The 25,007-nt window shown below is 59.3% G+C and carries 32 protein-coding genes and 1 pseudogene; 8 read left to right on the forward strand and 25 right to left on the reverse strand.

Annotated features, from left to right (window positions below; all coding sequences use genetic code 11):
- Positions 1-71: 71 nt before the first annotated feature.
- From truA to secY, 11 genes are all read right to left on the reverse strand, one after another.
- Positions 72-965: a tRNA pseudouridine(38-40) synthase TruA gene (gene truA, locus QP915_RS04365; protein WP_284768250.1), complete on the reverse strand. Its 894-nt coding sequence runs from the start codon at positions 963-965 to the stop codon at positions 72-74.
- Between the two features lie 140 nt (positions 966-1,105).
- Complete coding sequence (gene rplQ, locus QP915_RS04370) at positions 1,106-1,597, reverse strand: 50S ribosomal protein L17 (protein ID WP_239278100.1); 492 nt, start codon at positions 1,595-1,597, stop codon at positions 1,106-1,108.
- Positions 1,598-1,669: 72 nt separating this feature from the next.
- Positions 1,670-2,680, reverse strand: coding sequence for a DNA-directed RNA polymerase subunit alpha (locus QP915_RS04375; protein ID WP_005322760.1), 1,011 nt, complete (start codon positions 2,678-2,680; stop codon positions 1,670-1,672).
- A 114-nt stretch (positions 2,681-2,794) separates the two neighbouring features.
- Positions 2,795-3,400 carry a 30S ribosomal protein S4 gene (gene rpsD, locus QP915_RS04380; protein ID WP_005322762.1) on the reverse strand — a complete coding sequence of 202 codons (606 nt, stop codon included), beginning with the start codon at positions 3,398-3,400 and terminating at the stop codon, positions 2,795-2,797.
- Positions 3,401-3,421: 21 nt separating this feature from the next.
- A complete protein-coding gene (rpsK, locus tag QP915_RS04385) occupies positions 3,422-3,826 on the reverse strand; it encodes a 30S ribosomal protein S11 (RefSeq protein ID WP_005322764.1) in 405 nt (134 codons plus the stop codon).
- Between the two features lie 3 nt (positions 3,827-3,829).
- The gene (gene rpsM / locus QP915_RS04390; protein WP_005322765.1) at positions 3,830-4,198 is read right to left on the reverse strand and encodes a 30S ribosomal protein S13; all 369 of its coding nucleotides are present in this window, start codon (positions 4,196-4,198) and stop codon (positions 3,830-3,832) included.
- A gap of 183 nt (positions 4,199-4,381) precedes the next feature.
- On the reverse strand, positions 4,382-4,600 hold the full coding sequence (infA, locus tag QP915_RS04395; RefSeq protein ID WP_004566852.1) for a translation initiation factor IF-1: 219 nt from the start codon (positions 4,598-4,600) through the stop codon (positions 4,382-4,384).
- Between the two features lie 264 nt (positions 4,601-4,864).
- Positions 4,865-5,716 carry a L,D-transpeptidase gene (locus tag QP915_RS04400; RefSeq protein WP_284768252.1) on the reverse strand — a complete coding sequence of 284 codons (852 nt, stop codon included), beginning with the start codon at positions 5,714-5,716 and terminating at the stop codon, positions 4,865-4,867.
- A gap of 64 nt (positions 5,717-5,780) precedes the next feature.
- Positions 5,781-6,575, reverse strand: coding sequence for a type I methionyl aminopeptidase (gene map, locus QP915_RS04405; RefSeq protein ID WP_284768255.1), 795 nt, complete (start codon positions 6,573-6,575; stop codon positions 5,781-5,783).
- Between the two features lie 2 nt (positions 6,576-6,577).
- A complete protein-coding gene (locus QP915_RS04410) occupies positions 6,578-7,123 on the reverse strand; it encodes an adenylate kinase (RefSeq protein WP_239278104.1) in 546 nt (181 codons plus the stop codon).
- Entirely contained in the window at positions 7,123-8,448 is a 1,326-nt protein-coding gene (gene secY / locus QP915_RS04415; protein ID WP_284768257.1) for a preprotein translocase subunit SecY, read from the reverse strand. The genes QP915_RS04410 and secY overlap by 1 nt, the downstream gene beginning before the upstream one ends.
- A gap of 372 nt (positions 8,449-8,820) precedes the next feature.
- On the opposite strand from secY, the gene QP915_RS04420 reads away from it, so the two are divergent.
- A complete protein-coding gene (locus QP915_RS04420; RefSeq protein ID WP_284768259.1) occupies positions 8,821-10,128 on the forward strand; it encodes a class I SAM-dependent methyltransferase in 1,308 nt (435 codons plus the stop codon).
- Between the two features lie 11 nt (positions 10,129-10,139).
- Positions 10,140-11,642, forward strand: coding sequence for an FAD-binding oxidoreductase (locus tag QP915_RS04425; RefSeq protein WP_284768261.1), 1,503 nt, complete (start codon positions 10,140-10,142; stop codon positions 11,640-11,642).
- A gap of 108 nt (positions 11,643-11,750) precedes the next feature.
- On the opposite strand, the gene QP915_RS04430 is transcribed toward QP915_RS04425, so the two are convergent.
- The 7 genes from QP915_RS04430 to rpsH all read right to left on the reverse strand — a co-directional run bounded on the left by QP915_RS04430 (position 11,751) and on the right by rpsH (position 15,126).
- Positions 11,751-12,239 carry a hypothetical protein gene (locus QP915_RS04430; protein WP_284768262.1) on the reverse strand — a complete coding sequence of 163 codons (489 nt, stop codon included), beginning with the start codon at positions 12,237-12,239 and terminating at the stop codon, positions 11,751-11,753.
- A 243-nt stretch (positions 12,240-12,482) separates the two neighbouring features.
- Positions 12,483-12,929 (reverse strand): 50S ribosomal protein L15, encoded by a 447-nt coding sequence (gene rplO / locus QP915_RS04435; RefSeq protein WP_005322777.1) that lies wholly within the window; start codon positions 12,927-12,929, stop codon positions 12,483-12,485.
- Between the two features lie 3 nt (positions 12,930-12,932).
- On the reverse strand, positions 12,933-13,118 hold the full coding sequence (gene rpmD, locus QP915_RS04440) for a 50S ribosomal protein L30 (RefSeq protein WP_239278110.1): 186 nt from the start codon (positions 13,116-13,118) through the stop codon (positions 12,933-12,935).
- 3 nt (positions 13,119-13,121) lie between these two features.
- On the reverse strand, positions 13,122-13,745 hold the full coding sequence (gene rpsE / locus QP915_RS04445; protein WP_005322780.1) for a 30S ribosomal protein S5: 624 nt from the start codon (positions 13,743-13,745) through the stop codon (positions 13,122-13,124).
- Between the two features lie 40 nt (positions 13,746-13,785).
- A complete protein-coding gene (rplR, locus tag QP915_RS04450; RefSeq protein ID WP_005322788.1) occupies positions 13,786-14,187 on the reverse strand; it encodes a 50S ribosomal protein L18 in 402 nt (133 codons plus the stop codon).
- A gap of 3 nt (positions 14,188-14,190) precedes the next feature.
- Positions 14,191-14,727: a 50S ribosomal protein L6 gene (gene rplF / locus QP915_RS04455; RefSeq protein ID WP_005322792.1), complete on the reverse strand. Its 537-nt coding sequence runs from the start codon at positions 14,725-14,727 to the stop codon at positions 14,191-14,193.
- A 15-nt stretch (positions 14,728-14,742) separates the two neighbouring features.
- A complete protein-coding gene (gene rpsH / locus QP915_RS04460; RefSeq protein WP_005322799.1) occupies positions 14,743-15,126 on the reverse strand; it encodes a 30S ribosomal protein S8 in 384 nt (127 codons plus the stop codon).
- A gap of 355 nt (positions 15,127-15,481) precedes the next feature.
- Here rpsH and QP915_RS04465 point away from each other — a divergent pair, with 355 nt between their 5' ends.
- Together QP915_RS04465 and fdhD are read left to right on the forward strand one after the other, a co-directional pair.
- Entirely contained in the window at positions 15,482-15,730 is a 249-nt protein-coding gene (locus QP915_RS04465) for a DUF6457 domain-containing protein (protein ID WP_284768263.1), read from the forward strand.
- Complete coding sequence (fdhD, locus tag QP915_RS04470; protein ID WP_284768264.1) at positions 15,730-16,548, forward strand: formate dehydrogenase accessory sulfurtransferase FdhD; 819 nt, start codon at positions 15,730-15,732, stop codon at positions 16,546-16,548. Before QP915_RS04465 ends, fdhD begins: the two co-directional genes overlap by 1 nt.
- Here fdhD and QP915_RS04475 read toward each other — a convergent pair.
- Positions 16,545-17,330 (reverse strand): formate/nitrite transporter family protein, encoded by a 786-nt coding sequence (locus tag QP915_RS04475; protein ID WP_284768265.1) that lies wholly within the window; start codon positions 17,328-17,330, stop codon positions 16,545-16,547. The genes fdhD and QP915_RS04475 overlap by 4 nt on opposite strands.
- A 229-nt stretch (positions 17,331-17,559) precedes the next feature.
- Between QP915_RS04475 and QP915_RS04480 the strand changes: the two genes are divergently transcribed.
- The gene (locus tag QP915_RS04480; RefSeq protein WP_284768267.1) at positions 17,560-18,354 is read left to right on the forward strand and encodes a hypothetical protein; all 795 of its coding nucleotides are present in this window, start codon (positions 17,560-17,562) and stop codon (positions 18,352-18,354) included.
- A gap of 109 nt (positions 18,355-18,463) precedes the next feature.
- Here QP915_RS04480 and rplE read toward each other — a convergent pair whose 3' ends face one another.
- The 3 genes from rplE to rplN are packed head-to-tail and all read right to left on the reverse strand — an operon-like array spanning position 18,464 to position 19,705.
- On the reverse strand, positions 18,464-19,015 hold the full coding sequence (gene rplE / locus QP915_RS04485) for a 50S ribosomal protein L5 (RefSeq protein ID WP_005322808.1): 552 nt from the start codon (positions 19,013-19,015) through the stop codon (positions 18,464-18,466).
- 2 nt (positions 19,016-19,017) lie between these two features.
- On the reverse strand, positions 19,018-19,332 hold the full coding sequence (rplX, locus tag QP915_RS04490) for a 50S ribosomal protein L24 (protein WP_005322810.1): 315 nt from the start codon (positions 19,330-19,332) through the stop codon (positions 19,018-19,020).
- Positions 19,333-19,336: 4 nt separating this feature from the next.
- Positions 19,337-19,705 (reverse strand): 50S ribosomal protein L14, encoded by a 369-nt coding sequence (gene rplN, locus QP915_RS04495; protein ID WP_005322812.1) that lies wholly within the window; start codon positions 19,703-19,705, stop codon positions 19,337-19,339.
- A gap of 557 nt (positions 19,706-20,262) precedes the next feature.
- On the opposite strand from rplN, the pseudogene QP915_RS04500 reads away from it, so the two are divergent.
- Positions 20,263-21,201 (forward strand): annotated as a pseudogene (locus QP915_RS04500) (hypothetical protein).
- 324 nt (positions 21,202-21,525) lie between these two features.
- Here the strand turns inward: QP915_RS04500 and QP915_RS04505 are convergent.
- On the reverse strand, positions 21,526-21,714 hold the full coding sequence (locus QP915_RS04505; protein ID WP_284768270.1) for a hypothetical protein: 189 nt from the start codon (positions 21,712-21,714) through the stop codon (positions 21,526-21,528).
- A gap of 20 nt (positions 21,715-21,734) precedes the next feature.
- Between QP915_RS04505 and QP915_RS04510 the strand changes: the two genes are divergently transcribed.
- Both QP915_RS04510 and QP915_RS04515 read left to right on the forward strand, forming a co-directional pair.
- Positions 21,735-22,619, forward strand: a complete 885-nt coding sequence (locus QP915_RS04510; protein WP_284768271.1) for a carbohydrate kinase family protein — start codon at positions 21,735-21,737, stop codon at positions 22,617-22,619.
- Positions 22,616-23,008, forward strand: coding sequence for a multidrug transporter (locus QP915_RS04515; protein WP_284768272.1), 393 nt, complete (start codon positions 22,616-22,618; stop codon positions 23,006-23,008). Before QP915_RS04510 ends, QP915_RS04515 begins: the two co-directional genes overlap by 4 nt.
- Positions 23,009-23,044: 36 nt before the next feature.
- On the opposite strand, the gene QP915_RS04520 is transcribed toward QP915_RS04515, so the two are convergent.
- Both QP915_RS04520 and QP915_RS04525 read right to left on the reverse strand, forming a co-directional pair.
- Positions 23,045-23,887, reverse strand: a complete 843-nt coding sequence (locus QP915_RS04520; protein WP_284768408.1) for an ABC transporter ATP-binding protein — start codon at positions 23,885-23,887, stop codon at positions 23,045-23,047.
- 84 nt (positions 23,888-23,971) lie between these two features.
- Positions 23,972-25,006: a FecCD family ABC transporter permease gene (locus tag QP915_RS04525; RefSeq protein WP_284768273.1), complete on the reverse strand. Its 1,035-nt coding sequence runs from the start codon at positions 25,004-25,006 to the stop codon at positions 23,972-23,974.
- Position 25,007 lies beyond the last annotated feature (1 nt).

The raw sequence follows: 25,007 nt of genomic DNA on the forward strand, positions 1-25,007 counted from the left end.
TTTCCCCCGAAAAGTCTGTGTACACCCAGCACACAGGCTATCCCAGGTAAGCACTGGCTGCCACTTGGGTGCTAGTCGGCGCTGCGCCTTTCGCGGGTGGCCTCAGCGCGAGCGGCCAGCTGGTCAGCCGCCGGATAATCAACGGCGACGAGCGAGAGCCCCTTTGCCGGGGCCACGGGGATGCTGGAAGAGCGCTTCGTCTCCTGCAGCAGTGCCGCGGCGAAGTCGGCATCGCGGCGCCCCTCCCCCACGCGCAGGCAGCACCCCACCAGCGAGCGCACCATCGACCAGCAGAACGCATCGGCACTCACGCGGGCCTCAAAAAGCTCCGGTTCTTCGGGCGTAGAGACGTCGCGCCAAGAAAATTCCTGCAATTCACGGATGGTCGTGGCGTTCGGCTTGGCCTTACAAAAGGCTGCAAAATCGTGCAGGCCTACCAGGGCGGTGGCGGCGTCCTGCATGGCATCGATATCCACCGGCTTAATCCATTCGGCCGTATCCCGCGCCCGCGTCGGCAGCGCGCCGCGCGGATTGGTAGTAATCCGATAGACATAGTGTCGACGCAGTGCCGAAAATCGCGCGTCAAAGCCCGCGGGTGCGAACTCGCAGCCGTGCACGCGCACGTCTTCTGGCAGAAGCTTTGCTAGCCGACGCACCAGCTTTCCCGGCTCCCCCGCCACCGAGCGCTGCGCCAGCATCTCTTCCGGAACGTCCACGTGCGCCACCTGGCCACGAGCGTGGACGCCGGCATCCGTGCGCCCAGCTACGGTAAGCGGCACCTCCGTGCGCGCAATCATCGCGAGCTTCTCTTCGAGCACGCCTTGCACCGTGCGCAGGCCACCCTTCTGCTTGGCCCAGCCATGAAAGTCCGTGCCGTCATAAGCCAAGTCCAAGCGCAGGCGGACGAACCCGTCCGCCGGCCCTTCGGGGGAAGTCGATGCCGCATCTGTCATAGTGGGCTTCATGCTACCGGAGTGTTGACTGCCCGCCGGCGCTGGGTCTGGGTCGTTCGTGCGCTGAGCCCTGGTTGGGTGCGGACATGAAAAAGCCGCCGCCCTCCCACGGGTGGGAAAGGCGGCGGCCACGCGCTAGGGCCGAAGGGAAATTACTTCTCCTCGGACTCCTCAGCTGCGGTCTCCTCGGCAGGTGCCTCGGTCTCAGCAGCCTCGTCTGCCTTAGCTTCCTCGGCCTGCTTGGAAGCAGCAGCGCGGGTAGCGCGGTTTGCCTCAGAGGTCACGGTCTCCTCGAGAACGAGGGAGATCTGGGACATCGGGGCGTTGTCGCCGGTGCGGTTGTCCAGCTTGATGGTGCGGGTGTAGCCACCCTCACGGTTCTCAAACTTCGGGGCAACCTCGTCGAACAGGTAAGAAACAACATCCTTGCGCGGGATGAGCTTCAGAACTGCGCGGCGGTCAGCAACGGTGCCGGACTTAGCCTTGGTGATGATCTTTTCGATGTACGGGCGAAGGACCTTCGCCTTGGCATCGGTGGTCTTGATAGCGCCGTGCTCGATCAGGCTGGCTGCCAAGTTGCTCAGCATGTGAGCCTGCTGCTTGGCGGAGCCGCCGAGACGGGCACCCTTCTTAGGGGTTGGCATTGTGTACTCCTCGTATGCGGTAAAAGTTGAGCGCGCGGCAATTAGGTCATTGCCGCAAGTCAGCGGGGTTCTTTACTCGGAATCCTCAGCAGCCGGATCCTTGAAATCACCGGTTTCTGCGTCGTAGCCCTCGAGCTGGGTCGGGTCGAAGTCCTCAGGGGTGTCCTTGAGAGCCAGGCCCAAGTTAGCCAGCTTGATCTTTACCTCATTGATCGACTTCTGGCCGAAGTTGCGGATATCCAGCAGGTCGGACTCGGTGCATTCAGCGAGCTCGCCCACGGTGTGGATCTCCTGACGCTTCAGGCAGTTATAAGAGCGGACGGAGAAGTTCAGGTCCTCGATCGGCATGCCATAAGCAGCGATGTACTCGGTCTCCTGCGGGGAGGGTCCGATCTCGATGCCTTCAGCAGCGTTGTTCAGCTCGCGGGCCAGGCCGAAGAGCTCGACCAGGGTGCCGCCGGCGGAAGCCAGGGCATCGCGTGCAGAAATCGAGTTCTTGGTTTCGACGTCGATGGTCAGCTTGTCAAAGTCGGTGCGCTGCTCAACACGAGTTGCCTCGACCTTGTAGGAGACCTTGAGGACCGGGGAGTAAATCTGGTCGACCGGGATGCGGCCGATCTCACCGGAGGTAGGAGCGGCTGGGACATAGCCACGGCCGCGCTCGACGACGAGCTCAATGTCCAGCTTGGCGGTGTCATTCAGGGAAGCGATGTGCAGATCCGGGTTGTGGATCTCCACACCAGCCGGCGGCTGGATATCGCCCGCGGTGACATCGCCCGGGCCTTCCTTGCTCAGGTACATAACAACCGGCTCATCGGAGTCGGAAGAAAGCACCATGCTCTTGATGTTCAAGATGATCTCGGAAACGTCTTCCTTCACACCGTTGATGGTGGTGAACTCGTGGAGAACACCATCGATCTTGATGGAGGTTACCGCTGCACCCGGAATGGAGGACAGCAGGGTACGACGCAGCGAGTTACCGAGGGTGTAGCCAAAGCCCGGCTCGAGCGGTTCGATAACAAACTTGGAACGAGACGAGTCGATGAATTCCTCGGTGAGCTGAGGACGCTGGGAAATGAGCATTGAAATTCTCCTTTTCGGCGACCGCTATTTGACGCCGGTAGAGGGGTAAAAATCTTCGGGATTGAAGATTCCTGGTTATCCGCCAGGCCATTACAGGCCGTGCGGTATAACAGTTTACTTCGAGTAAAGCTCGACGATGAGCTGCTCCTGCAGCGGAATGTCGATCTGAGCGCGCTCGGGCAGCTGGTGCACGAGGATGCGCAGGGTATCAGGAACAACCTGCAGCCATGCCGGTACGTTGGCATCGATGAGGGCGTCCTGAGCATCTTCGAACCATTCCATCTTCTTGGAGCGGTCACGGACATCGATGATGTCGTACTGGGTGACCTTGTAGGAAGGAACGTTGATGTTCTTGCCGTTCACGGTGAAGTGACCGTGGGAGACAAGCTGGCGAGCCTGGCGGCGGGTGCGTGCCAGACCTGCACGGTAAACTACGTTGTCCAGGCGGGACTCGAGCAGGATAACCAGGTTATCGCCGGTCTTGCCCGGGAGGCGGTTGGCCTCTGCGTAGTAGCGACGGAACTGACGCTCCAGCACACCGTAGGTGTACTTTGCCTTCTGCTTCTCCTGGAGCTGCAGCAGGTACTCAGATTCCTTGATGCGGTTGCGGCCAGCCTGTCCCGGTGGGTACGGGCGGCGCTCGAATGCCATATCGCCGCCGACCAAGTCGACGCGAAGACGGCGGGATACGCGGGTAGCGGGGCCAGTGTAACGAGCCATTTTCTTACCTCTTCCTTTCCCTTAAACCTTGCGACGCTTGGTCGGACGGCAGCCGTTGTGCGGCTGTGGGGTTGCATCCGTGATCGAGGAAACCTCGAGGCCTGCAGCCTGCAGGGAACGGATGGCGGTCTCGCGGCCGGAGCCCGGACCCTTGACGAATACGTCAACCTTCTTCATGCCGTGATCCATTGCCTTGCGTGCAGCATTCTCGGCTGCCATCTGAGCGGCGAACGGAGTGGACTTACGGGAACCCTTGAAGCCAACGTGGCCGGAGGATGCCCAAGAGATAACAGCACCGGTCTGATCGGTGATCGAGACGATGGTGTTATTGAAGGTGGACTTGATGTATGCGTGGCCGAGGGCCACATTCTTCTTTACGACGCGACGGCCGGAACGGCGCGCGCCGGAACGAGTCTTTGGAGGCATGAATTACTTCTTCTTTCCTGCGATCGTCTTCTTCGGGCCCTTACGAGTGCGCGCATTGGTCTTGGTGCGCTGGCCACGTACAGGCAGGCCACGGCGGTGGCGCAGACCCTTGTAGCTTCCGATTTCAATCTTGCGGCGGATATCAGCCTGAACCTGACGGCGGAGGTCACCCTCAACCTTCCAGGTAGCCTCAATTGCGTCACGGAGCGCCGACAGCTGGTCATCATCCAGGTTGTCAGTGCGCAGGTCAGGAGAAATGCCAGTCTTTTCTAGCAGTTCCTTGGCACGGGTTGGACCGATGCCGTAGATGTAGGTGAGAGCGACCTCCATGCGCTTATTGCGGGGGAGGTCAACACCAGCTAGACGTGCCATATGGCGTGTCCTTTCGGGTTGTTACGGCGGTTTTCTCCCCATCCGTCCCGCTCCATGCAACGCTTCGCCCGGACCGTGCCGGGAATCCTTGGGTTGCTTACCAGTGCGGGCTCAGGCCACCGTAGCCTGAGGTGGACAGAGTGAACCTGTGGGTTCACCCTTGGGTGAGGAGGCTTACAGTCTTTACTTGTAGCGGTAGACGATGCGTCCGCGGGTCAGGTCATAAGGAGACAGCTCTACAACCACGCGGTCCTCTGGGAGGATGCGAATGTAGTGCTGACGCATCTTGCCAGAAATGTGTGCAAGAACCTTGTGTCCATTGTCGAGCTCGACACGGAACATTGCGTTGGGCAAAGGCTCGATAATGCGGCCTTCTACCTCGATTGCGCCTTCCTTAGCCATAACCTCTACTTTTCTGGCGACGGCCAAGTGTGCCGTCACCTGCATGTTTGTTGTCTACTGCGGTGGCGTATCCGCGCCAGCCTCGCTGACGCTATACACCGACTTAACAGCATACGCTGCAGCGACACGTTTTCCAAACCGCTGCGCTTTCCGACGCCCCGCTAGCTCTCCTGCCCTCCCCCTCAGCCGGAAAAATCCCCCGAACTGATTTTCCTCTTCGGAAGATTAGTTCGGGGGATGAGGTTTTCGCTTAGAGCGCGGGCCTTAGTAGATAAAGACCTTATCGCCAACCTGTACATTATCCCAGTAGCGCTTGGCAGCGTCTGGTGGCAGGTGAACGCAGCCATTGGAATCAACGGCCGGGTCATCCAGGTGGAAGGCGTGACCGTTATTGGTGAAGTAGATGGAGTACGGCATCGGCGCGTTATTGAACTCGCGGGAAATCTCATGCTCTACCTTGCGGGTCACGTGGAAAGTGCCACGTGGGGTTTCCTGACCGCGCATGCCGGCGGACATTGCCGGGGACACGTAGGACACCTTGCCGCCATCCTGCAGCCAGGTGCGTCGACCATTCAGGTCGACACAAACCTTCGCATCGGCCGGGCACGGGCCACGGTCGAATTGGTTGGCGCGGCGCTGTGCTTCCGCCTTGCGTGCGGCAGCCTCAGAGCGAGCCTTCTCCGCAGCGACGCGCTCAGCGTTGGCGCGAGCAGCTGCCTCGCGGGCCTTGCGTGCTTCCTCATTCTTCTGTGCAATCAAGCCCGGGAAGAGGAATTCTACGGCGCCGTCCACAGCGGTCTGGACGCTAGGTGCCAGTTCCGGGGAGAACTTCTCTGCCTGGTCCAGGATCTGGTTGCGAGTATTCCAGGCCTGCTCGCGGCTCTGGCCATGGAAGTTATCCAGCTGCTTCTTTGCCTCAGCGGTGAGCTGATCCAGGCCGGACTGGGAAGAGAACTGAGCGAGGTCGGAGTTTGCCTTGGAGCTGAGCTGATCCAGGTTCGGCATCTCCTGGGCGGTAGCGGCAGGAGCCGCAATGGTGGTGCTCAAGGCCATCACGCCAGCAACTGCGGGCGCTGCAACCGTGGCACGGATCTTGCGGAAGCTAAATTTAGACATGGCTGTGAGTATAAACCTTTCAGGGGCATATGCCTAGTGCAACAGGCATATCGGGGAATAAATGTCAGTAGCGGCGGGTAAGAATACGGGGCCCATCGGCGGTAGCGGCCACCGTATGCTCCCAGTGAGCGGCAAAGGAGCCATCGAGGGTAACGACCGTCCAGTCATCCTCTAGCACGGCAGAATCCTCTGTGCCCAAAGTTAGCATGGGTTCAATAGCTAGGACGGAACCTTCTTGGATCAGCGGGCCGCGGCCCGGGCGGCCCTCGTTGGCCAGGTAAGGCTCCTCGTGCATGGTACGCCCGATACCGTGACCGCCGTAGCCATCCACGATGAATAGATCCACGCCGAACTTCTGCTCGGCTCGGCGGGTGGCTTGCTCTAGGGCATGGGAGACGTCGGTAAGCAGATTGCCCGGAACCATAGCCTGCATGCCTTCCATGAGGACATACTCGGTGGCCTTATTGAGGGCTGCGACGCCTGCATCGAGCTCGCCTACTGCAAAGGACCAAGCGCTATCGCCTACCCAGCCATCGAGCGTGGCACCGCAATCGATGGACACCAAGTCGCCATCTGCGAGGACGGTTTCCTTATCCGGAATGCCGTGCACGATGACGTCATTAACGGAAGCACAGATGGAGCCCGGAAATCCTTCGTACCCCTTGAAGGTGGGATAGGCGCCGGCATCGCGAATGGTCTGCTCAGCCACCGCGTCCAACTCGAGGGTAGATACGCCAGACGCCGCAGCAGCGCGGACTTCCTGCAGGGCCTTGCCAACAATCTCGCCGGCGGCCTGCATGGCGTCTAGCTCACCCGGAGTGCGGGCGGGGATGCGCTTACTGCGACGTCGAAAAGCCATACTTACTTACCCAGTGCTTCCATCGCACGGGCGTTGATTTCCTCCACGGCACCTTCGGCCTTGATGGAGATGATGGCATCGCCGTAGTGCTCGATAAGCGGGAAGGTTTCCTCGCGGTAGACACCGAGGCGGGTGCGGATAGTCTCCTCATTATCGTCGGCGCGGCCACGGGCCATCATGCGCTCAACAACAACATCCTCAGAGACCTCGAAGTTGAGAACTCCGTCGAGCTTCTCGCCCTTCTTAGCAAGCAGCTCCTCCAAGATGTCTGCTTGCTCGGTGGTACGTGGGAAGCCATCCAGCAGGAAGCCATTCTTGGCGTCATCCTGATTAAGGCGGTCCTCGACCATACGGGCGGTGACGTCGGTAGGTACCAGCTTGCCTGCATCGATGTAGGACTTTGCCTCTACACCCAGCGGAGTGCCTTCGCCAATGTTGGCGCGGAACAGGTCGCCGGTGGAGATGTGCGGAACGTTCAGCTTCTCGCTGAGGATAGCTGCCTGGGTGCCCTTGCCGGCACCGGGAGGTCCTAGAAGTACAAGACGCATTACTTAAGTAGTCCTTCGTAGTTGGATTGCAGTAGCTGGGACTCGATCTGCTTGACCGTGGTCAAGGCGACGGAGACCATAATCAGGATGGCCGTACCACCAAAGGCGGAGGTGCCGCTGGCGGAGGAGCTGCCTACGCCGAGGTCCAAGAGGATATTCGGCAGGATGGCGATAAGTGCCAGGTACAGGGCGCCCACGCACAGCAGACGGTTCATCACATAACCAAGGTACTCCGCGGTCGGACGGCCCGGGCGAATACCCGGGATAAAGCCGCCGTACTTCTTCATATTATCCGCCTGCTCTGCCGGATCGTACTGAACCGATACATAGAAGTAAGCGAAGAAGATGGTCAGGACGAAGTACAGCACGATGTACTGCCAGGAGGAAGGTGCCTGCAGGTGCGCGATGACATTGCGCTGCCACCAGTTATCCGGGGTGCCGGGGGAGCCAGAGTTCACAATCTGGGTAATGAGGACCGGCATATAGATAAGGGAGGAAGCGAAGATGACCGGGATAACGCCGGCCTGGTTGACCTTCAGCGGCAGGTAGGTAGAGGAACCACCGTACTGGCGGCGGCCGACCATGCGCTTTGCGTACTGCACCGGAATGCGGCGCTGGCCCTGCTCGATGAAGGTAATGCCAACAACTAGGACGACCAAGCCGGCTACAACCATGGCGAAGACGAGGCCGCCATTGTTCTGCAGGATGCTTACACCATCGGTGGGCAGGCGGGTTGCGATACCAGCGAAGATGAGCAGGGACATGCCGTTACCGATGCCCTTTTCGGTGATGAGCTCACCCATCCACATCACCAGTACAGCGCCGGAGGTCATGGTAATGACCAAGACAATGAGGGTGAAGAAGTTTCGGTCATCTGCCAAGACCGGTACGCCCTGGCCCAGCAGCTGCTCACGGTCTGCCAGCGCGACGATGCCGGAGGATTGCAGCAACGCCAGCGCGAGGGTCAGGTAGCGGGTGTACTGGGTCATCTTGGCCTGACCGGACTGGCCTTCCTTCTTCAATTCCTCAAAGCGAGGAATGACCACGGTCAGCAGCTGCACAATAATGGACGCTGTAATGTACGGCATGATGCCGATAGCGAAGATCGACAGCTGCAGCAGCGCACCACCCGAGAAGAGGTTGATGACGGAGTAAAGGTCTCCGGACTGCTCGGTCAACTGGCGCAAACGGCCAGCAATTGACGCATAGTCAACACCCGGGGACGGGATCTGTGCACCGACGCGGTACGCGATGATCATCACGATGGTGAAGATGATCTTCTTACGTAGGTCGGCATCCTTGAAAGCCTGGACAATGGCGGACACTACAAAATCCTCCTGGCCTACCGCTGCCGAACGCGAAATCTAGGGAGGGTTTCGCGTTCATACACGGAGGTGGAAACTCATCTGCCCCTAGGAAACCACACCCCCTGAGCCGGAAAGCTTAGGGGAAATTCAGGCTTCCTTCAGGAACGGTTGAACACTTATGACCCCATTACCCTACCAGCCTTGCCCCGCATAGCCACATTAAGACCCAATAGTGTGACCATGATTGCTTGATCTTTCGCGCGTTTTGCATCCGGGGTTTACCATGAAGGGTATTGCCCCCGCGCAATTCCCTTAAACAGTCTCCGACCTCACAGCCTTGCGCTTCGAGGCCGTTATTGGTGTGAACCTAATGTTTCGAAAGAAGTACTCATGAGCAAGAAATTCACGCCGATGACCGTTGCTGAGATCATCGACGTATTTGTCCCTAGCCCCAACCCTTTCCGCTGGGAGGCCTTCGATGGGTCCGCGACCGGACCAGAAGACGCCCAGTACAAGGTGACGATTAATAGCCTTGAGGGCCTCTCCTTTATTGCTACCCATCCCGGCGATGTGGGTTTTGCGCGCGCCTATGTCACGGACGGCATCACGGTGCATGGCGATCACCCGGCACACCCCTATGGAATTTTTGACGCGCTGCATGCCATGTATGACAGATTCCAGAAGCCGGACGCCAAGACCCTGGCGCGCGTTGTTCGTTCCCTAGCATCCATGGGCGCCTTCCAAATCCAGCCGGTCCCCGAGGTGGAGCGCGCTTCGTGGCTGCGCCGCAAACTGCACGACGGCCTGTCCAAGCACTCGAAACAGCGCGATGCCGATGTCATTTCTGATCACTATGACGTTGGCAATGATTTCTACGAGCTCTTCTTGGGCGATTCGATGACCTACACCTGCGCCTACTACCCCTCACCGGACGCCACCCTGGAGGAAGCCCAGGAGAATAAGTATCGCCTCATCTTTGACAAACTCCGTCTCAAGGAGGGCGACCGCCATTTGGACGTAGGCTGCGGCTGGGGCGGTATGGTGCGCTACGCAGCACGCCGCGGCGTGAAGTCCATCGGCGTCACCCTCTCCAAGGAACAGGCCGAGTGGGGCCAGCGCAAGATTGAGGAGGAAGGCCTCCAAGACTTGGCGGAGGTCCGCTTCATGGACTACCGCGATATCACCGAAGAGGGCTTCGATGCCATCTCCGCCATCGGCATTATCGAGCACATTGGTGTAAAGAACTACAACGACTTCTTCAAGTTCCTCCACGGCAAATTGAAGGTCGGCGGCCTGATGCTCAACCACAACATCACTTACCCGGATAATCACAAGACCCCCAAGGGCGGCTTCATTGACCGCTATATCTTCCCGGACGGCGAGCTCACTGGCTCTGGCAATGTCACCAAGGCCATGCAGGACAATGGCTTTGAAGTCATTCACACCGAGTCTCTGCGCTTTGATTACATGCGCACGCTGCACGATTGGTGCGAGAACCTGAAGGACAATTGGGACGAGGCCTGCGCAACCGTGGGCCTGCCCACCGCCCGCCTCTACGGCATTTATATGGCCGGATCTGAGTGGGGCTTTGAGCGCAATATCATCAACCTGTATCACTTCCTCGGCGTCAAGCTGGGCGAGGCCGGTTCCCGCGCCGGCGTTCCCGAGCGCCGCTGGTGGGAAGATAGCCGCTTTTAAGGAGGGGTGTCATGACTCTCATTGATAACCTGCGTGAACGCCTCGCCGCCGCCCAGCCGCGGCCGGTGGATGCCATGCCCATTGAGCCGGTGGGGTGGACGGCGCACCAGGAGGGCGTCGATAAGCTGCTGGCGAGCTTCCGTGCTGTCCCGGCCGGAAAGCGCGTGCGCCTAGCTAAGAAGACCTCCAATCTCTTCCGTAGCCGCAGCGAGGAGCAGGAAGGCCTCGACGTATCCGGCCTTAGCGGCGTCATTGAGGTCGACCCAGTTGCCCGCACGGCCGATGTGCAAGGCATGTGCACCTATGAGGACTTAGTCGATGCCACCCTGCCCCATGGCCTCATGCCCTTCGTCGTACCGCAGCTTAAGACCATTACTTTGGGCGGTGCGGTTACTGGCATGGGCGTGGAATCCACCAGCTTCCGCAACGGTCTCCCACACGAGTCCGTGCTGGAGATGGATGTCCTTACCGGCACCGGCGAGATTCTCACCTGCTCCCGCGAAGACAACGTCGATCTCTTCCGCCTGTTCCCCAACTCCTATGGCTCGCTGGGCTACGCGGTGCGCCTCAAGATTGAGCTGGAACCCGTGCCCGCCTATGTAGAGCTGCGCGAAGAGCGTTTCCACACCGTGGAGGAAGCGAGCCGCGCGCTTGCCGACGTCGCCTCTTCCCACACCCACCGCGGCGAGCCCGTCCACGGCCTCGACGGCGTAGTCTTCTCCGAGGACGAGGCGTACCTTGTCTTTGCCCGCTTTACTGATGAGGAGGGACCAACCTCCGATTACACACGGGACAAGATTTACTACCGCAGCATTCAGCACGCCTCTGGCATCCGCCGCGATCGCCTCACCATCCGCGACTATATCTGGCGCTGGGATACCGATTGGTTCTGGTGCTCGCGTGCTTTTGGTGCGCAGAACCCGAAAGTGCGCAAGGTGTGGCCGCGCGAGCTTCGCCGCAGCTCCTTCTATTGGAAGCTGGTCCGACTCGACCGCAAATACGAGCTGGAATATAACTTCATCAAAAAGCCCCACGGTAAGCCACGCGCAGAGCGCGTGGTGCAGGATATCGAGGTCACCCCAGAAAACCTGCCGGAATTCCTCCATTGGTTCTTTAATGCCTCCGATATTCAACCGGTGTGGCTGTGCCCCATCCGTCTGCGCGATGGCGTGGACGAGCTCGTCGGCACCGGCGACATTGCCGCTGACTCCGCCGATCCATGGCCGCTTTACCCGCTGCGCCCCGGACAAACCTGGGTCAACGTCGGCTTCTGGTCCGGCGTGGACGGCGACCACGTCGATCCGTCCGCGCCGAATAATGGCGCGTTCAACCGCGTTATCGAAGCCAAGGTCAACGAGCTGGGCGGGCACAAGTCCCTCTACTCAGAGGCCTTCTATTCCCGGGAGAAGTTCGAAGAGCTCTACGGCGGCAGTCTTCCTGCCTCCATTAAAGCGGTGACCGATCCGGATGACCGCTTCCCCGGCCTGTACGAGAAGACCGTAGACGAGGCCTAGGCCTTTCCTCCCCCGCGGCTACTCTGGTGGGAAAAGCAAAAAGGGTGGAACGCCCTCCCCGAGCGTTCCACCCTCCTTTTCGTCCCAAAGTCTCGGGTCATTCGCGCTTTAGTAGGCAGCGGTGATGTTGTCGTAGCCGTTGATCTTCAGGGCGTCCATGACGCGCTGCACAGCTGCCTCATCCTTCTCCGGGTTGTAGGTCTCCGGGAAGGTCAGGTGAGCAGAGTGGTCATCCTTAAACTCGATGTTCATGAACTCGTGGCCGGCCTCCTGAGTAGCCAAGGCGAGCTCGCGCTGCACGGCCAGCTTACCGCTCTGCAGGTTGCCACCGTTGAACCCTGGATCGACCTCTTCGGCATCCTCTGCGTCACCGTTGATGACATCTTCCTTATCGCCGGTGATGCGGCCCTTCTCAGCGTGCACACCCGGCTGCTGGTCCTGCGCAGGCTGCTCACCAGCCTCAACCGGTGCGGTCTGGGCGGTCTCAGCAGGATCCGGCTGGGAGAGCTGTTCTTGGGCATCGACCGGGCCGGTAGAGCCGGCAAATGGCATGATGGCAGCAATTGCGGTTGCGAGCAGGGAAGAAACAGACGACATAAGAGCCTCCTTAACGTTAGATGATTTTCAACTAAGGATGACTGTAACACTCGTGAATATATATCGCTATACCACCAACCTTATTTATTTATAAAAGTTTGCTGTCAACAATGTTCACTGCCGAGTGCTGGCATTCGCCCCGCCCAACTATTCGAACCAACCCCGGTGCGTCCGTCATAAAGCACTAAAAATCCCCCTGCCCCGCGTGTGCGGAGAGGGGGGATGAAATCTACCTAGAGGAGATTACTTGGTGTTGGCGGAACCGCCAGCAGCCTCGATCTTCTCAACAGCAGACTTGGAGAACTTGTCAGCAGTGACGTTCAACTTAACGTTGATGTCGCCGTTGCCCAGAACCTTGACCGGCTTGTTAGCGCGGACCAGGCCAGCAGCTGCGATGTCAGCAACGGTGATGTCGCCGCCATCTGCGAACTTCTCAGCCAGGTCAGCTACGTTAACTACCTGGTACTCAACATGGTTCGGGTTCTTGAAGCCCTTCAACTTAGGCAGACGCATGTGGATCGGCATCTGGCCACCCTCGAAAGCAGCGGAAACCTGCTTACGAGCACCGGTGCCCTTGGTACCGCGACCAGCGGTCTTACCCTTGGATGCCTCACCGCGGCCGACGCGGGTCTTAGGCTTGTTTGCTCCTGCGGTTGGGCGCAGGTCGTGCAGCTTGATGATATCAGCCATGGTTTACTCCCCTGCCACTTCTTCGACGGTGACCAGGTGGCGAACCTTGTGAACCATACCGCGAACAATCGGGGTGTCCTGCTTAACTACGGAATGACCGATGCGCTTGAGGCCGAGAGCCTCAATGTTCTTGCGGTGGTTCGGCTTGGTGCCCACCAGGCCCTTTACCTGTGTAATCTTCAGAGCCATTGCTTATGCCTCCTGACCTGCGCGCTTGCGCAGCATACGGGCCGGGGTGACCTCTTCGATGGACTTGCCACGACGTGCGGCAACCTCTTCAGGGCGGACCAGCTGCTTGAGGCCGTCCACGGTAGCGCGGACGACGTTGAGTGCATTGTCGGAGCCCAGGGACTTCGACAGGATGTCCTGCACGCCAGCGCATTCGAGCACTGGACGAGCAGCACCACCAGCGATAACACCGGTACCAGGTGCGGCAGGCTTCATCATGACGATGCCAGCTGCGTCGCGACCCTCAACCGGGTGGGTGATGGTGCCGGCAATCATCGGAACGCGGAAGAAGTTCTTGCGAGCCTCTTCAGCACCCTTCTGGATTGCGGCCGGGACTTCCTTGGCCTTGCCGTAGCCAACGCCAACCTGACCCTGGCCGTCACCAACGACGACGAGGGCGGTGAAGGACATGTTGCGGCCACCCTTAACGGTCTTGGAGACGCGGTTGATGGTCACAACGCGCTCGATGTACTTATCGCGCTCGTTGTCCTGCTGGTTACGACGATCGTTGCGGCGGCCGTTGCCACCGCGGTTGTTCTTGTTGTTCTCGGCGGAGCGTCCGCCGTCACGCTGTTCACGGTCCGACATTAGGCGTTCCTTCCGTTGATGTTTCCGTTGACGATGATCATTAGAACTTCAGACCACCTTCACGTGCGGCGTCAGCCAGCGCAGCGACGCGGCCGTGGTACTTGTAGCCTGCGCGGTCAAATACGACGTGCTCGATGCCAGCGGCCTTAGCGCGCTCGGCAACCAGCTCGCCTACCTTGGCAGCCTTGGCCTTCTTATCGCCCTCGAGTGCACGAACGTCCGCCTCCATGGAGGATGCGGAGACCAGGGTGTGGCCTGCCAGGTCATCAATGACCTGCACGTGCATGTGACGGGAGGAGCGGTGAAGAACCAGACGCGGTGCCTCAGGGGTGCCACGCAGGGTCTTACGGATACGGAAGTGACGGCGTGCGCGTGCTTCGCGACGACGAGAGGAAATGTCCTTGCCGACTGGAGTGCGCTTGGTGTTTTCAGTGTTTGCCATTGCTTACTTACCCGTCTTTCCGACCTTGCGACGGATCTGCTCGCCCTCGTAGCGAATACCCTTGCCCTTGTAAGGATCGTCCTTACGCAGACGACGGATATTTGCGGCGATCTGTCCGACTAGTTGCTTGTCAATACCGGTAATGGACAGCTTGGTTGCGCCGTCCACTGCGAAGGTAATCCCCTCCGGAGCCTCGATGAGGATCGGGTGGGAGTAGCCCAGGCTGAATTCCAGGTCCTTACCCTTCTGCTGGACACGGTAGCCGACACCGAAGATTTCCATCTTGATGGTGTAGCCCTCGGTCACGCCAACAACGGCGTTGTTCAGCAGGGAGCGGGACAGACCGTGCAGAGCACGGTGCTTGCGGTGGTCATCAGGGCGGGAGACGGACAGTACGCCGTCTTCCAGGTTGATGGCGATAGGTTCTGGAACGTTAACGCTCTGGGTGCCCTTTGGGCCCTTAACCTCAACGTCTTGGCCGTTGATCTTGATTTCGACGCCGTTCGGTACGGCGATTGGTGCTAGACCGACTCGAGACATGTGTCAAACCTCCCTTTACCAGACGTAGGCGAGAACTTCTCCGCCTACGCCCTTCTCCTCAGCCTGACGGTCAGTCAGCACGCCGTGGGACGTGGAAATGATAGCCACGCCCAGGCCGCCCAAGACCTGTGGCAGTTCGGTGGACTTTGCGTACACACGCAGACCCGGCTTAGACACGCGACGCAGGCCAGACAGGGAGCGCTCGCGGTTGTTGTACTTCAGCTCGAGGGACAGGGTGTGGCCCTCGACGGTGTAGTCAGCGATGTAGCCTTCCTGCTTCAAGATGTCGGCAATGTTTGCCTTCAGCTTGGAGGTAGGCATCGACACGGTGTCATGGTGCGCATTACTTGCGTTGCGCACGCGCGACAGCATGTCGGCAATAGGATCAGTCATAGTCATATGAGTGACCGTGTACCTTTCTCGTTGCGGTTCCCGTGCTCACCAAAGCGTTCTCCGTGTGATTTCGGGCTACTCACGCTCCCTACGGTCAATACCGTAAGGCGCTCGCCACCCTTTGATTCAGACAACGGTCCGCTATCTACGGCGAGGGGCCTACAACAAAGTTGATGTTCAGTTCTTGCATCGGCTCAGCGCTTTCTGCAGCTCAGCGTGCCAAAATCCACAATGATTGGGGCACGCCAACGCCTCGGCGCAAGCACGAGGTACTATGCTACGCCATAACCTGCGGTTTTCCAAATAGTCTTGTGCCTTCATTAGAGTCGAGACCAGCACGAACGTAAATAAGGAGATGGTGATGAGCCAAACACACGAGGACCCCATCCAATCCGCACACGAGTGGCTCGAAGAAGCCGCCCGTCACCTCGGCCTCGATCCCAAGGAGGCAACCGCGCTCACCCGCGAGATCCTGGACCTCACCAAGGACGTCGCGCACAATCGCTCCCGCCCCGCGGCCCCACTTACCGCCTTCCTCGTGGGTCTAGCCTCCAGCAACGTAGAGGAAGCCCGCAGCAATATCGATGTCCTGAAGCAGGAGCTGCAGTAATGGCCGGCCGCAAGAACTCTACTTTTGCCGTCACCAAGGTCCGCCTGGGAGATGGCCTGCAGGTCGATACTCGCGCCGATACCGTCGCCGGCGAAGAGCCCCTGGAAATCCGCGCGGGTGGCCAGACCATCACCACCACCATGCGCACTCCCGGCCATGACATTGAGCTGGCGCATGGGTTCTTGCATTCAGAGGGCCATATTGCCTCGCCTGGCGACGTCACCGAGGCCCGCTACTGCGCCGGCGCCACCGTCAACGGCATGAATACCTACAACCTGCTCGACATCGATCTGGCGAAAAAGAATGTGCTGGACCTGAGCGATCTGCGGCTGACCACCACCACTTCCGCCTGCGGCGTTTGCGGCACCTCTTCTATCGAGGCTTTGACTAAGCAGACCCGCTACCCGATTCCGCATATACCAGTGGACCCCTATGTCGTCGCCAAGCTGCCGGACAAGCTGCGGGCCGAGCAGAAGCAATTTAAAAAGACCGGCGGCATTCACGCCGCCGGTGCTTTCACCTTAGACGGTGAACCGGTAGTCATTCGCGAGGATATCGGCCGCCACAATGCTGCGGATAAGGTCATCGGCCACCTCCTATTAGAGGAACGACTCCCCGCAGATGACCTCATTTTGGTGATGAGCTCGCGCGCCAGCTTCGAGCTCGTCCAAAAGGCAGCAATGGCCGGGTTCGGCATGCTCGTTGCCGTGAGCGCCGCCTCCTCCCTGGCCGTAGAGACGGCCCGCGAAACCGGCATGGCGCTCGTCGGCTTCGCTCGCGGCGACCGCTTTAATCTGTATTCCGGCGAGCTCGCCTAGTCGCGGTAAGCCTCCGGCCCACGGTTGAGCCAGGCGTATACGCCGCCAATCAGCAGACCGCCGCCAATCAAATTGCCGATCCACACCAGGATCCAATTGAGCGCCACATTGCCCACAGTCAGGGTTGCAGGCAACGGGTCGGATCCAAAGAGGGTGAGACTAAACAGGCAGAAGTTCGCAATTACGTGCTCCAGGCCCAGGCCAACAAAGGCGCCAATAATCGGAATGATGACGAAGAACTTAGAGACAATGTCCTTAGCAAAGATAGCGCCGACGATGCCCATATTGACCACAAAGTTCGCCGCGATTCCCTCTACCAGCATTCCCTGCGGGGACTTGGCCAGCTTCCCCTCAGAAAGGGTGACCAACAGATGCGAAGGATCCACGTCAGCGAATTTTGCGGACATACCCATGATGGCCGCAAAGATGACTGCGCCCACCAGATTGAAGAGAGTCGTGATGAGCAAAAGGTAGAAGGCTTTGCCCCACGAGACCTGCTTATTGCTTGCGGCATAGACCATATACATCATGTTTCCCGTGGCCAGATCCGCGCCCAGAATCAAAATGGCGAAGAGCCCGAGGCCAAAGAATAGAGCAAAGGCCACCGCACCCAAGCCTGGTGCTACACCATTGACGGCTTGGCCAACCACACCAGCAAATGCGGTACCGATGCACAGGTACACGCCGGCCAAAGTGGAGCGCACCGCGAAGCGAGAGAAGGATTCATCCAACAAGGTGACCTTTTTGACAGCTGCCGCCTTGGCAGCATCATTGAGAGACATCTTTTACCTCATTAATTAGAGCGAATTAAATCTTTCTAATCTTATCCTGACCACCTGTTTCCGAGCCAATTCCGGGTATGCGCGCCCTTTCGTTGTAAGCTAAAGCTTCCCCTAACCCCTTTACTTCTCTTCGGAGGTCGCATGGATTCCCACTACCGGCCACGGAGGGAACCGACTCGGCTTCCCGCTAACGGGCGCCGGCACGTTCCAACGCGATCCCAGTACACAGATGCGGATCGCCAATGGCGCCAGACCTAGTCGCGCACCCGCCAAACAACAACGCCGACGCCCGCCGCGCCGCATTGAGGACACATCGCTTCCCCGGCACCGCCGCAAACCCACCCTGTGGGAGCGGATCAAAAGGGTATGGAAGTCCTCTGGCATCCTTCGCGTGGTTATCGGCATCGTCGCCACCGTGTTACTCGCTAGCACGATTAACCGCGTGGTCAACCCTCCAGAGGGACTAGAGACCAATGAAGTCACCGCAGAAGAGGCGCCTGCCATCGACCCTTCACCTGCGGTCGAGCTCTTCATCCCGGCTATTGAGATCCATGCCGATTTCCAGGACGGCTCCTGCCGCGTAGTTAACGGCGCCATCAATCCGGATTCCATGAATAAGGCCTGCACCTATACAGCCGAAGACCGTCCTTATTCACTGCCGGGCACGACGGCCCAGGACATCGTAGTCATCGCCGGGTATACGGGTGCGGGCGTGCCAGGCGTATTCAATATTCTCTACGATGGCTCCGCCAATGAGCACAAGGTTCATCTGGGAGACAAGCTCTACGTGCGCACCCAAGACTCCGGGCAGAACTGGCTCATCTATACCGCAACTGACCTTCACGACCCTGATAAGCAAGGCCTGTCTGACGACACCTCTATCTGGGGCGATGGCCCCATGCCCGGCCGCCTACTCACCATCAGTTGTATCCAACCTGCGAATCCGCTGGAGCCAGCGGTGCGCAACGCGGTCGTCGGCTGGCAGTATGAGGGCACCACGCACACAGAGGCCGAAAGCGCTTAAGCCAGGCCCGCACACACCAGCGCCTACGCACCTTTGAAATCAAGATGCTCGGTAAAACTAGAAAATCCCAACGCCCCTTCTGGGGAGTTGGGATTTCTTAGCGCTCTATTTACTTGAACGGGAAGCCGAGCTCGCGCAGGAGCTTGCGGCCCTCGTCGTCGTTAGTAGCGGTGGTAACGACGGTGATATCCATACCACGAGGGCGATCAATCTTGTCGATGTCGATCTCGTAGAACATGGACTGCTCGGACAGGCCGAAGGTGTAGTTGCCGTGGCCGTCGAACTGCTGATCAGACAGGCCGCGGAAGTCACGAATACGTGGCAGCGCGATGGTCAGCAGGCGGTCCAAGAACTCCCACATACGGTCGCCGCGCAGGGTAACGCGTGCACCGATAGGCATGCCCTCACGGAGCTTGAAGTTCGCGATGGACTTCTTAGCGCGACGCAGCTGTGGCTTCTGACCGGTAATAGCAGTCAGGTCCTCGAGTGCGCCGTTGATGACCTTGGAGTCACGTGCGGCTTCGCCAACACCCATGTTGACAACAACCTTGGTGACACCAGGGATCTGCATGACGTTGTCGTACTTGAACTCGTCATTCAGGGACTTGCGGATTTCCTCGCGGTAGCGAGTCTTCAGACGCGGGGTGTAGTTCTCGCTCATTTTTAGATGTCCTTCCCGTTGCTACGCGCGATACGGACCTTCTTGCCGTTCTCGTCGAAACGGTAGCCCACGCGGGTCGGGTTGCCTTCGGAGTCAACGATCGCAACGTTGGACACGTGGATCGGAGCTTCCTGGGTAACGATTCCGCCGGACTCGGCGCCACGCTCGGTAGCGGAGTTAGCGACGTGCTTCTTGATGCGGTTAACGCCCTCAACGAGGACCTTGTCACGCTTTGGGTATGCCTCGATGACCTTGCCCTTCGCGCCCTTATCTGGGCCCGAAATAACGATCACCATATCTCCCTTATGGATCTTCATAAGACTAGATCACCTCCGGTGCGAGAGAAACGATCTTCATGAAACGCTTGTCACGAAGTTCGCGAGCAACCGGTCCGAAGATACGGGTACCACGGGGCTCGCTATCGCCCTTGAGAACAACTGCAGCGTTCTCGTCGAAGCGAATGTAGGAGCCGTCCGGACGACGGGTCTCCTTCTTAGCGCGGACGATAACGGCCTTTACTACGTCGCCTTCCTTGACGTTGCCGCCTGGAACGGCGTCCTTGACAGTCGCGACGATGACGTCGCCGATGCCAGCGGAGCGTCGGACAGAGCCGCCGAGAACGCGGATGCACAGCAGTTCACGTGCACCAGAGTTGTCGGCGACGCGCAGACGCGATTCTTGCTGAATCACTATGGGTCTCCTGACCTGGATTGATGTGCGGTAAGATTTCCGTCCTTGCCGCACGCGGTCTACAAACTTGCGATGCTCAAGCCTTGACAACGGACTATGCCGAAGGGTCTCGGACCGGCGGTTCGGAAACGCACCGCTACGGGCCGACCAGCTTTTGCAACCTATACATTCAACCACACGCCAGCGCCCATACCAAAACACCGCTTAGCACTTGCCGACGCCCCCCTTTCCTCCCAAATTATTTTCGCCAACACCCCACCTACCCCTTGGCCTCTGATTTCGAATGCAGCGACACGCATATATGACGAAGTTGACCACATTATCTGCACTTACATACAGCATCATACCGGCCCTTAGTGCAATTTCAGCCACACAGCTGTTCTATTTTTCTAGGTTTTCCACAGTCATAACGCATGAAAATTACAGTTAACTGCAGTTTTTCGCGTGACAACTGTGAACCTTGTGACTATTGTGATTGGCGTCGAGAACGACTCGTATCTTTTGGCGCGTACCTCCACCGGATGCGCGTAACAACACATTCCCTAAAGGAGAAACACATGAAGCGTTTGCCACAGACTCTGACCGCTGCAGCACTGGCCGGCGCGCTCGCCTTCGGCGGCGCAGCCGTTGCCTAAGCTCAAATTGGCGCCCCAGCGTCCGTAACTAAGGGCAGCGAAGAGTACGTTCGCCAGGCCGATGGAGCTACGTATATTTACGATCAGCGAGACGAAGCCGGAAACCTCGTTGAGCGTTGAGCAATTTCCGTAGAAGAGGCCCGAAAGATTCGCGACGCGGAGATCGAAAAAATCGAGGCCGAGGAAGCACCTTCCAACGACCAGGCCCCGTCCGACAATACCGAAGACACTCAGAATAACGACAAGCTGGCCGGTAATGAGGACGAGAATTCCGATAGCAACCTGCCTGAGGGTATCCCGGCTCCGGCTACCAAGAAGGACGCTGAGGCCAACGAGTGGTACCAGAGCCTGAAGGATCCGGCCGTCTACGTTAATAACCCGGCTCTGGTAAACGAAGAGATCACCGACGATATGCGCGACGCTTACGCCAAGGCATTCCCGTCTGAGGATTCGAAGCCTGGCTTCGACGAGAAGAAGCTGGCTTGGTTGGCACTTCCGGCAGCGCTAGTTTTCGGCGGCGTCACCTGGTACCTGTCCTAGGACGGCAAGACCTACGTCAGGGACGAGGAACGTAAGGGCCAGGAGCCAACCGCTGAGGAGAAGGCTGCTTCCGAGCAGATGCTGAACTCCAACAAGGATGAGGTTGTTGCTCAGGGCGGCAAGCTGGCCGAGGGCGACGCAGCCCAGGCTGACGCTCCTTCCACACCATCTGCACCGGCTGCTGGCGAGGGCACCGATTCCGTTCGCGGCATGGCCGCTGAGACCGGCTCCAACTCCGTTGCGCAGGCTCTGGCCGCTCTGGCCGTAGCTGCAATGGTTGCTGCTGGTGCATTCGCTGCACGCCGCAAGTTCTTCGCTTAAGAAAGAACTCCCCTACTGAGTAGGGTCTGAAACTGAGACTGGCTGTGCCGGTCGGACTACGGTCCGGCCGGCACAGCTTTTTGTATGCCTGACTAGAACTGCAGTCACGCAGAGTAGGGGCCCATCCGAGTTAAGGCCGATCTGATCAGGCTGAATTGAGGTAGAAAAGGCCGATCTGAGGAGTGGTTTTCCTCAGATCGGCCTGATCACTATGGATCTAATGGGATGGCCCTAAGATGATGGGCTCGAGAGCCCACCGTTGGCTTTTAAAGGATGCGCATTAAGACGCGGATTCGGAAGCCGGCGAGGCTGTCTGTGCCGGTACTACGGCGGGCTTGGGATCCACGGTGAAGATATCGGTGCTGGAGCCAATGAGCTCGCCGGGGCGGAAGACCTCGGTAGGAATAACGGGCCGGTCTTCTTCGAATTGGAGACAACCACCGGGGTAGTTACCGGAAGTTCGGTGGCCTCGATGGCGTCGATATCGAATTCGGCGAGCACATCGCCCTTCATATCACCGATACTATGAAAATATGACTATTCATGTGTGCGGCGAAGGCTTGGTGGACCTCGTTCCCGTGGCCCCAGGCAGCTTGAACGACCACACCCCGGCGCTGGGCGGCGGGCCATTTAACGTGGCCATCGCGGCGGCGCGACTGGGGGCCGATGTGGAATTCCAGTCCCGTATCTCCACCGATGGTTTTGGACAAGAACTTGTCGGCCGCCTTGAGGCCGAGGGCGTGACCACCTCTCACCTGCAGCGCGGCGATGAGCCCACCACGCTTGCCGTGACAACCATCCACGAGGATGGCTCGGCCTCCTATAACTTCTATATCGAGGGCACGGCCGACCGCTTGGTCGAACCACGTTTAGTGCCGGCCGATATCGCGTGCTTCGGCACGGTCTCCCTCGCCCTTGAACCTGGTGCCTCCCGCTATGCGCAACTGCTCAAAGATTTTGCCGCGCAGGGAACTCTGGTTGCCCTCGACCCGAATATCCGCCCCTTCTACGCCACGGCGGAACACCGCGAATTCTTGGCGGAGCTTCTCCCTTACGTGACTTTGTTGAAGCTTTCTGATGAACAGGTCGAATTCCTGGGCGATGACCTCATTTCGCAGGTGCCCATCGTAGTGGTCACCCGCGGCGGCGAGGGCTTGAGCGTTCGCGCGGGCGATACCACCCTCACGGTGCCGGCCGCGCAAGTAACCGTCTCCGATACCATCGGCGCCGGCGATACCATCATGGCCGCATTGCTGACCCAGATTGATGAACGCGGGCTCGACTCCTCCGCGCTCGCCCAACTGGGCGCTGCAGAGTGGAAGGAGCTGCTTTCCTTCGCCGCAGCCGCTGCAGGAATCACCGTCTCCCGGAGGGGCGCCAACCCACCGCGGCGCGAGGAAGTAGAGTCATCGCTATGACCTATACCAAGCGCACCCTGTGGCTGCACGCCGCGCTCTTTCTCCTCGCGTTTCTCGCCTTCATCCTGCCCGTAGTCTTTGGTACCGCCGCTCTACTCCCCGTCTGGTTGACCGGCGGGCTGAGTCTGGGGCTTGCAGCTTGCGCGCTTGTCGACGCCGCCTATAAATTCTTCGCCCCTACCTCCCCTCGTAGCCTCCGCCTGCTCTCTGGTCTTGCCGGCCTCGTTCTGCTCATCGGCTGGGCCATCTGGGTCTATATCTACGGCAATATGGCCGCCGTAGGCACAGGCTCCTATCGAATCGGCACCTTTTTGCTCGGCGCGGGAAGCGTGCTCAATCTTTTTGTAGTGGCAATTTCTTTTCTAGATGTACAACGAAAGGTCAAGTAAAGCGTCTAGCACACAGCCACTATTGGCAGCTCTCCACTAATGCGCCGCTACGACGCGGCGGGGAACGATAATGGGGGCATCGCCAAGCGGATCCTCCCAGGCCTCAGCCTCGATGCCATAGGCCTGCGCCAATACCTTCGGTGACAGCGCTTGTTTCGGTGCCCCACGAGCGATGATATCGCCGGATTTCATCACCACCATGGAATCAGAATAGTGGCCCGCCAGCATGAGATCGTGTAGGACTACAACCACTGTCTTTCCCGCCTGCGCCTGTGCGCGGGCCAACTCCAGCATGCGCATGGCATGGGCAGGGTCGAGGAAGGTCGTGGGTTCATCGAGAAGCAGCACGGGCGTATCTTGTGCCAGGGCCAACGCCAGCCAAACGCGCTGGCGCTGCCCGCCCGATAGCGAAGCGATATCACGATCGAGGAAGTCTACAATTTCGGTAGCCTCGCAGGCCTGCGCAATGATCTCCCGGTCCGTCGCGGAAAGGCCGCGCATCCTCCCCTGATATGGATGACGCCCGCGCGCGACCAACTCACCCACCCGCAGCCCATCGGGGGCCACGGGGTGCTGTGGCAGTAGCGCCACCTGTCGCGCGGCATCCTTCGCGGACATGGCGTGTAGGTCAACTTCCCCGACCATGACGCTGCCCTGCCGCGGGGCCAGGATTTTCGAGAGAGTTTTCAGCAGCGTGGACTTGCCGCAGCCATTCGGCCCAATGAGCGTGGTAACTTCGCCGGCGCGGGCGTGCAGATCAACGCCGGCAAGGATATCCTCGCCATCCTTATATCCCGCATGAATGCCGGTGGCGTGGAGGCTGCACCGAGGCTTCGGGCTCGTGGTCTGTTTTGGCTGATTAGGCCGATTATCCTTCATTTCTTTTCCTTCATCCACGTCTGACTGTCTAGCACCATCTGGCGCCGTGCTTATCCGTTCCCCTGCTGTGCCGCGGCACAACGTTTAGCCGCGCCCGGCCGCATTCCACACCAATATCACCAAGGCGCAGCCACCAATGACCGAGGAAACCGCACCCACCGGTGCATTTACCGGGATAGCACCAGCGATCACAGCACACACGGTCAGCAATGCGGCACCCGCGGCTGCCGATGCCAGCGGCGATGGCGTGGGGGTGCGTGCCACCATCCGCGCCAGGTGCGGCGCCAACAGCGCGATAAACCCAATGGGCCCCACCACCGAGACCACCACAGCGCTGATACCGGTTGCCGCAATAAGCAGGAGGGCGCGCTGGCGGGCGATGTTCACGCCCAGGGTGGTTGCGGAGGAATCATCATGGGCAAGCAGCGGCAGCTCCCGCGCGCACCAGATGCCTATGGCGAGAAACGGCGCTAATGCCACCAGGAGGGGGAGGATGACCTCCATGTGCACAAATCCAGTCGATCCCGCGAGCCAAGTCTGCGCCTCCGCAGCGCGCAGGATCTGGGCGCTGCGCATTAAATACGCGACTAGGGCGTTAAACATCAGCGATAACGCAATACCGATGATGACGATGCGGTTGCTCGTACCGATGCCCCCCAGAACAGCGAGGAGGATGACAACGAGGAGGGCGCCGATCATCGCCAAGCATGCCCGCCACCAAAACTCCGGGATACTCTCGGCGAAACTGGGGCGCGAATGCACGGTGCCCAAGACCACCAGCACCGACGCCCCGCCGGTAACGCCTAAAATATCCGGGGAGGCCAGCGGGTTACGAGCCATGGTTTGCGTCCAAGAACCGGCCAAGCCGAGGGCTGCGCCCACGATAACGGTGGCGATGGCAACCGGCAGGCGCAAGTCCCACACCACCCTGATGTGGTTCTTGCTGCCGCCTCCGGTGAGGACATCGATAACCTGCCGCGGACTCAATGCCATGGGACCTTGCCCCAGTAACACTAGGTACGCACTAAGGGCGATGAGGATGAATGCCAGCGTGGAAGCGAGCACGCGCACGTGCCGGCGGCGTTGTTGAGCTTTTAAGATAGTGCTGATTGCGGTCATG

The sequence above is a fragment of the Corynebacterium sp. MSK158 genome (assembly GCF_030229085.1).
Lineage (GTDB): Bacteria > Actinomycetota > Actinomycetes > Mycobacteriales > Mycobacteriaceae > Corynebacterium.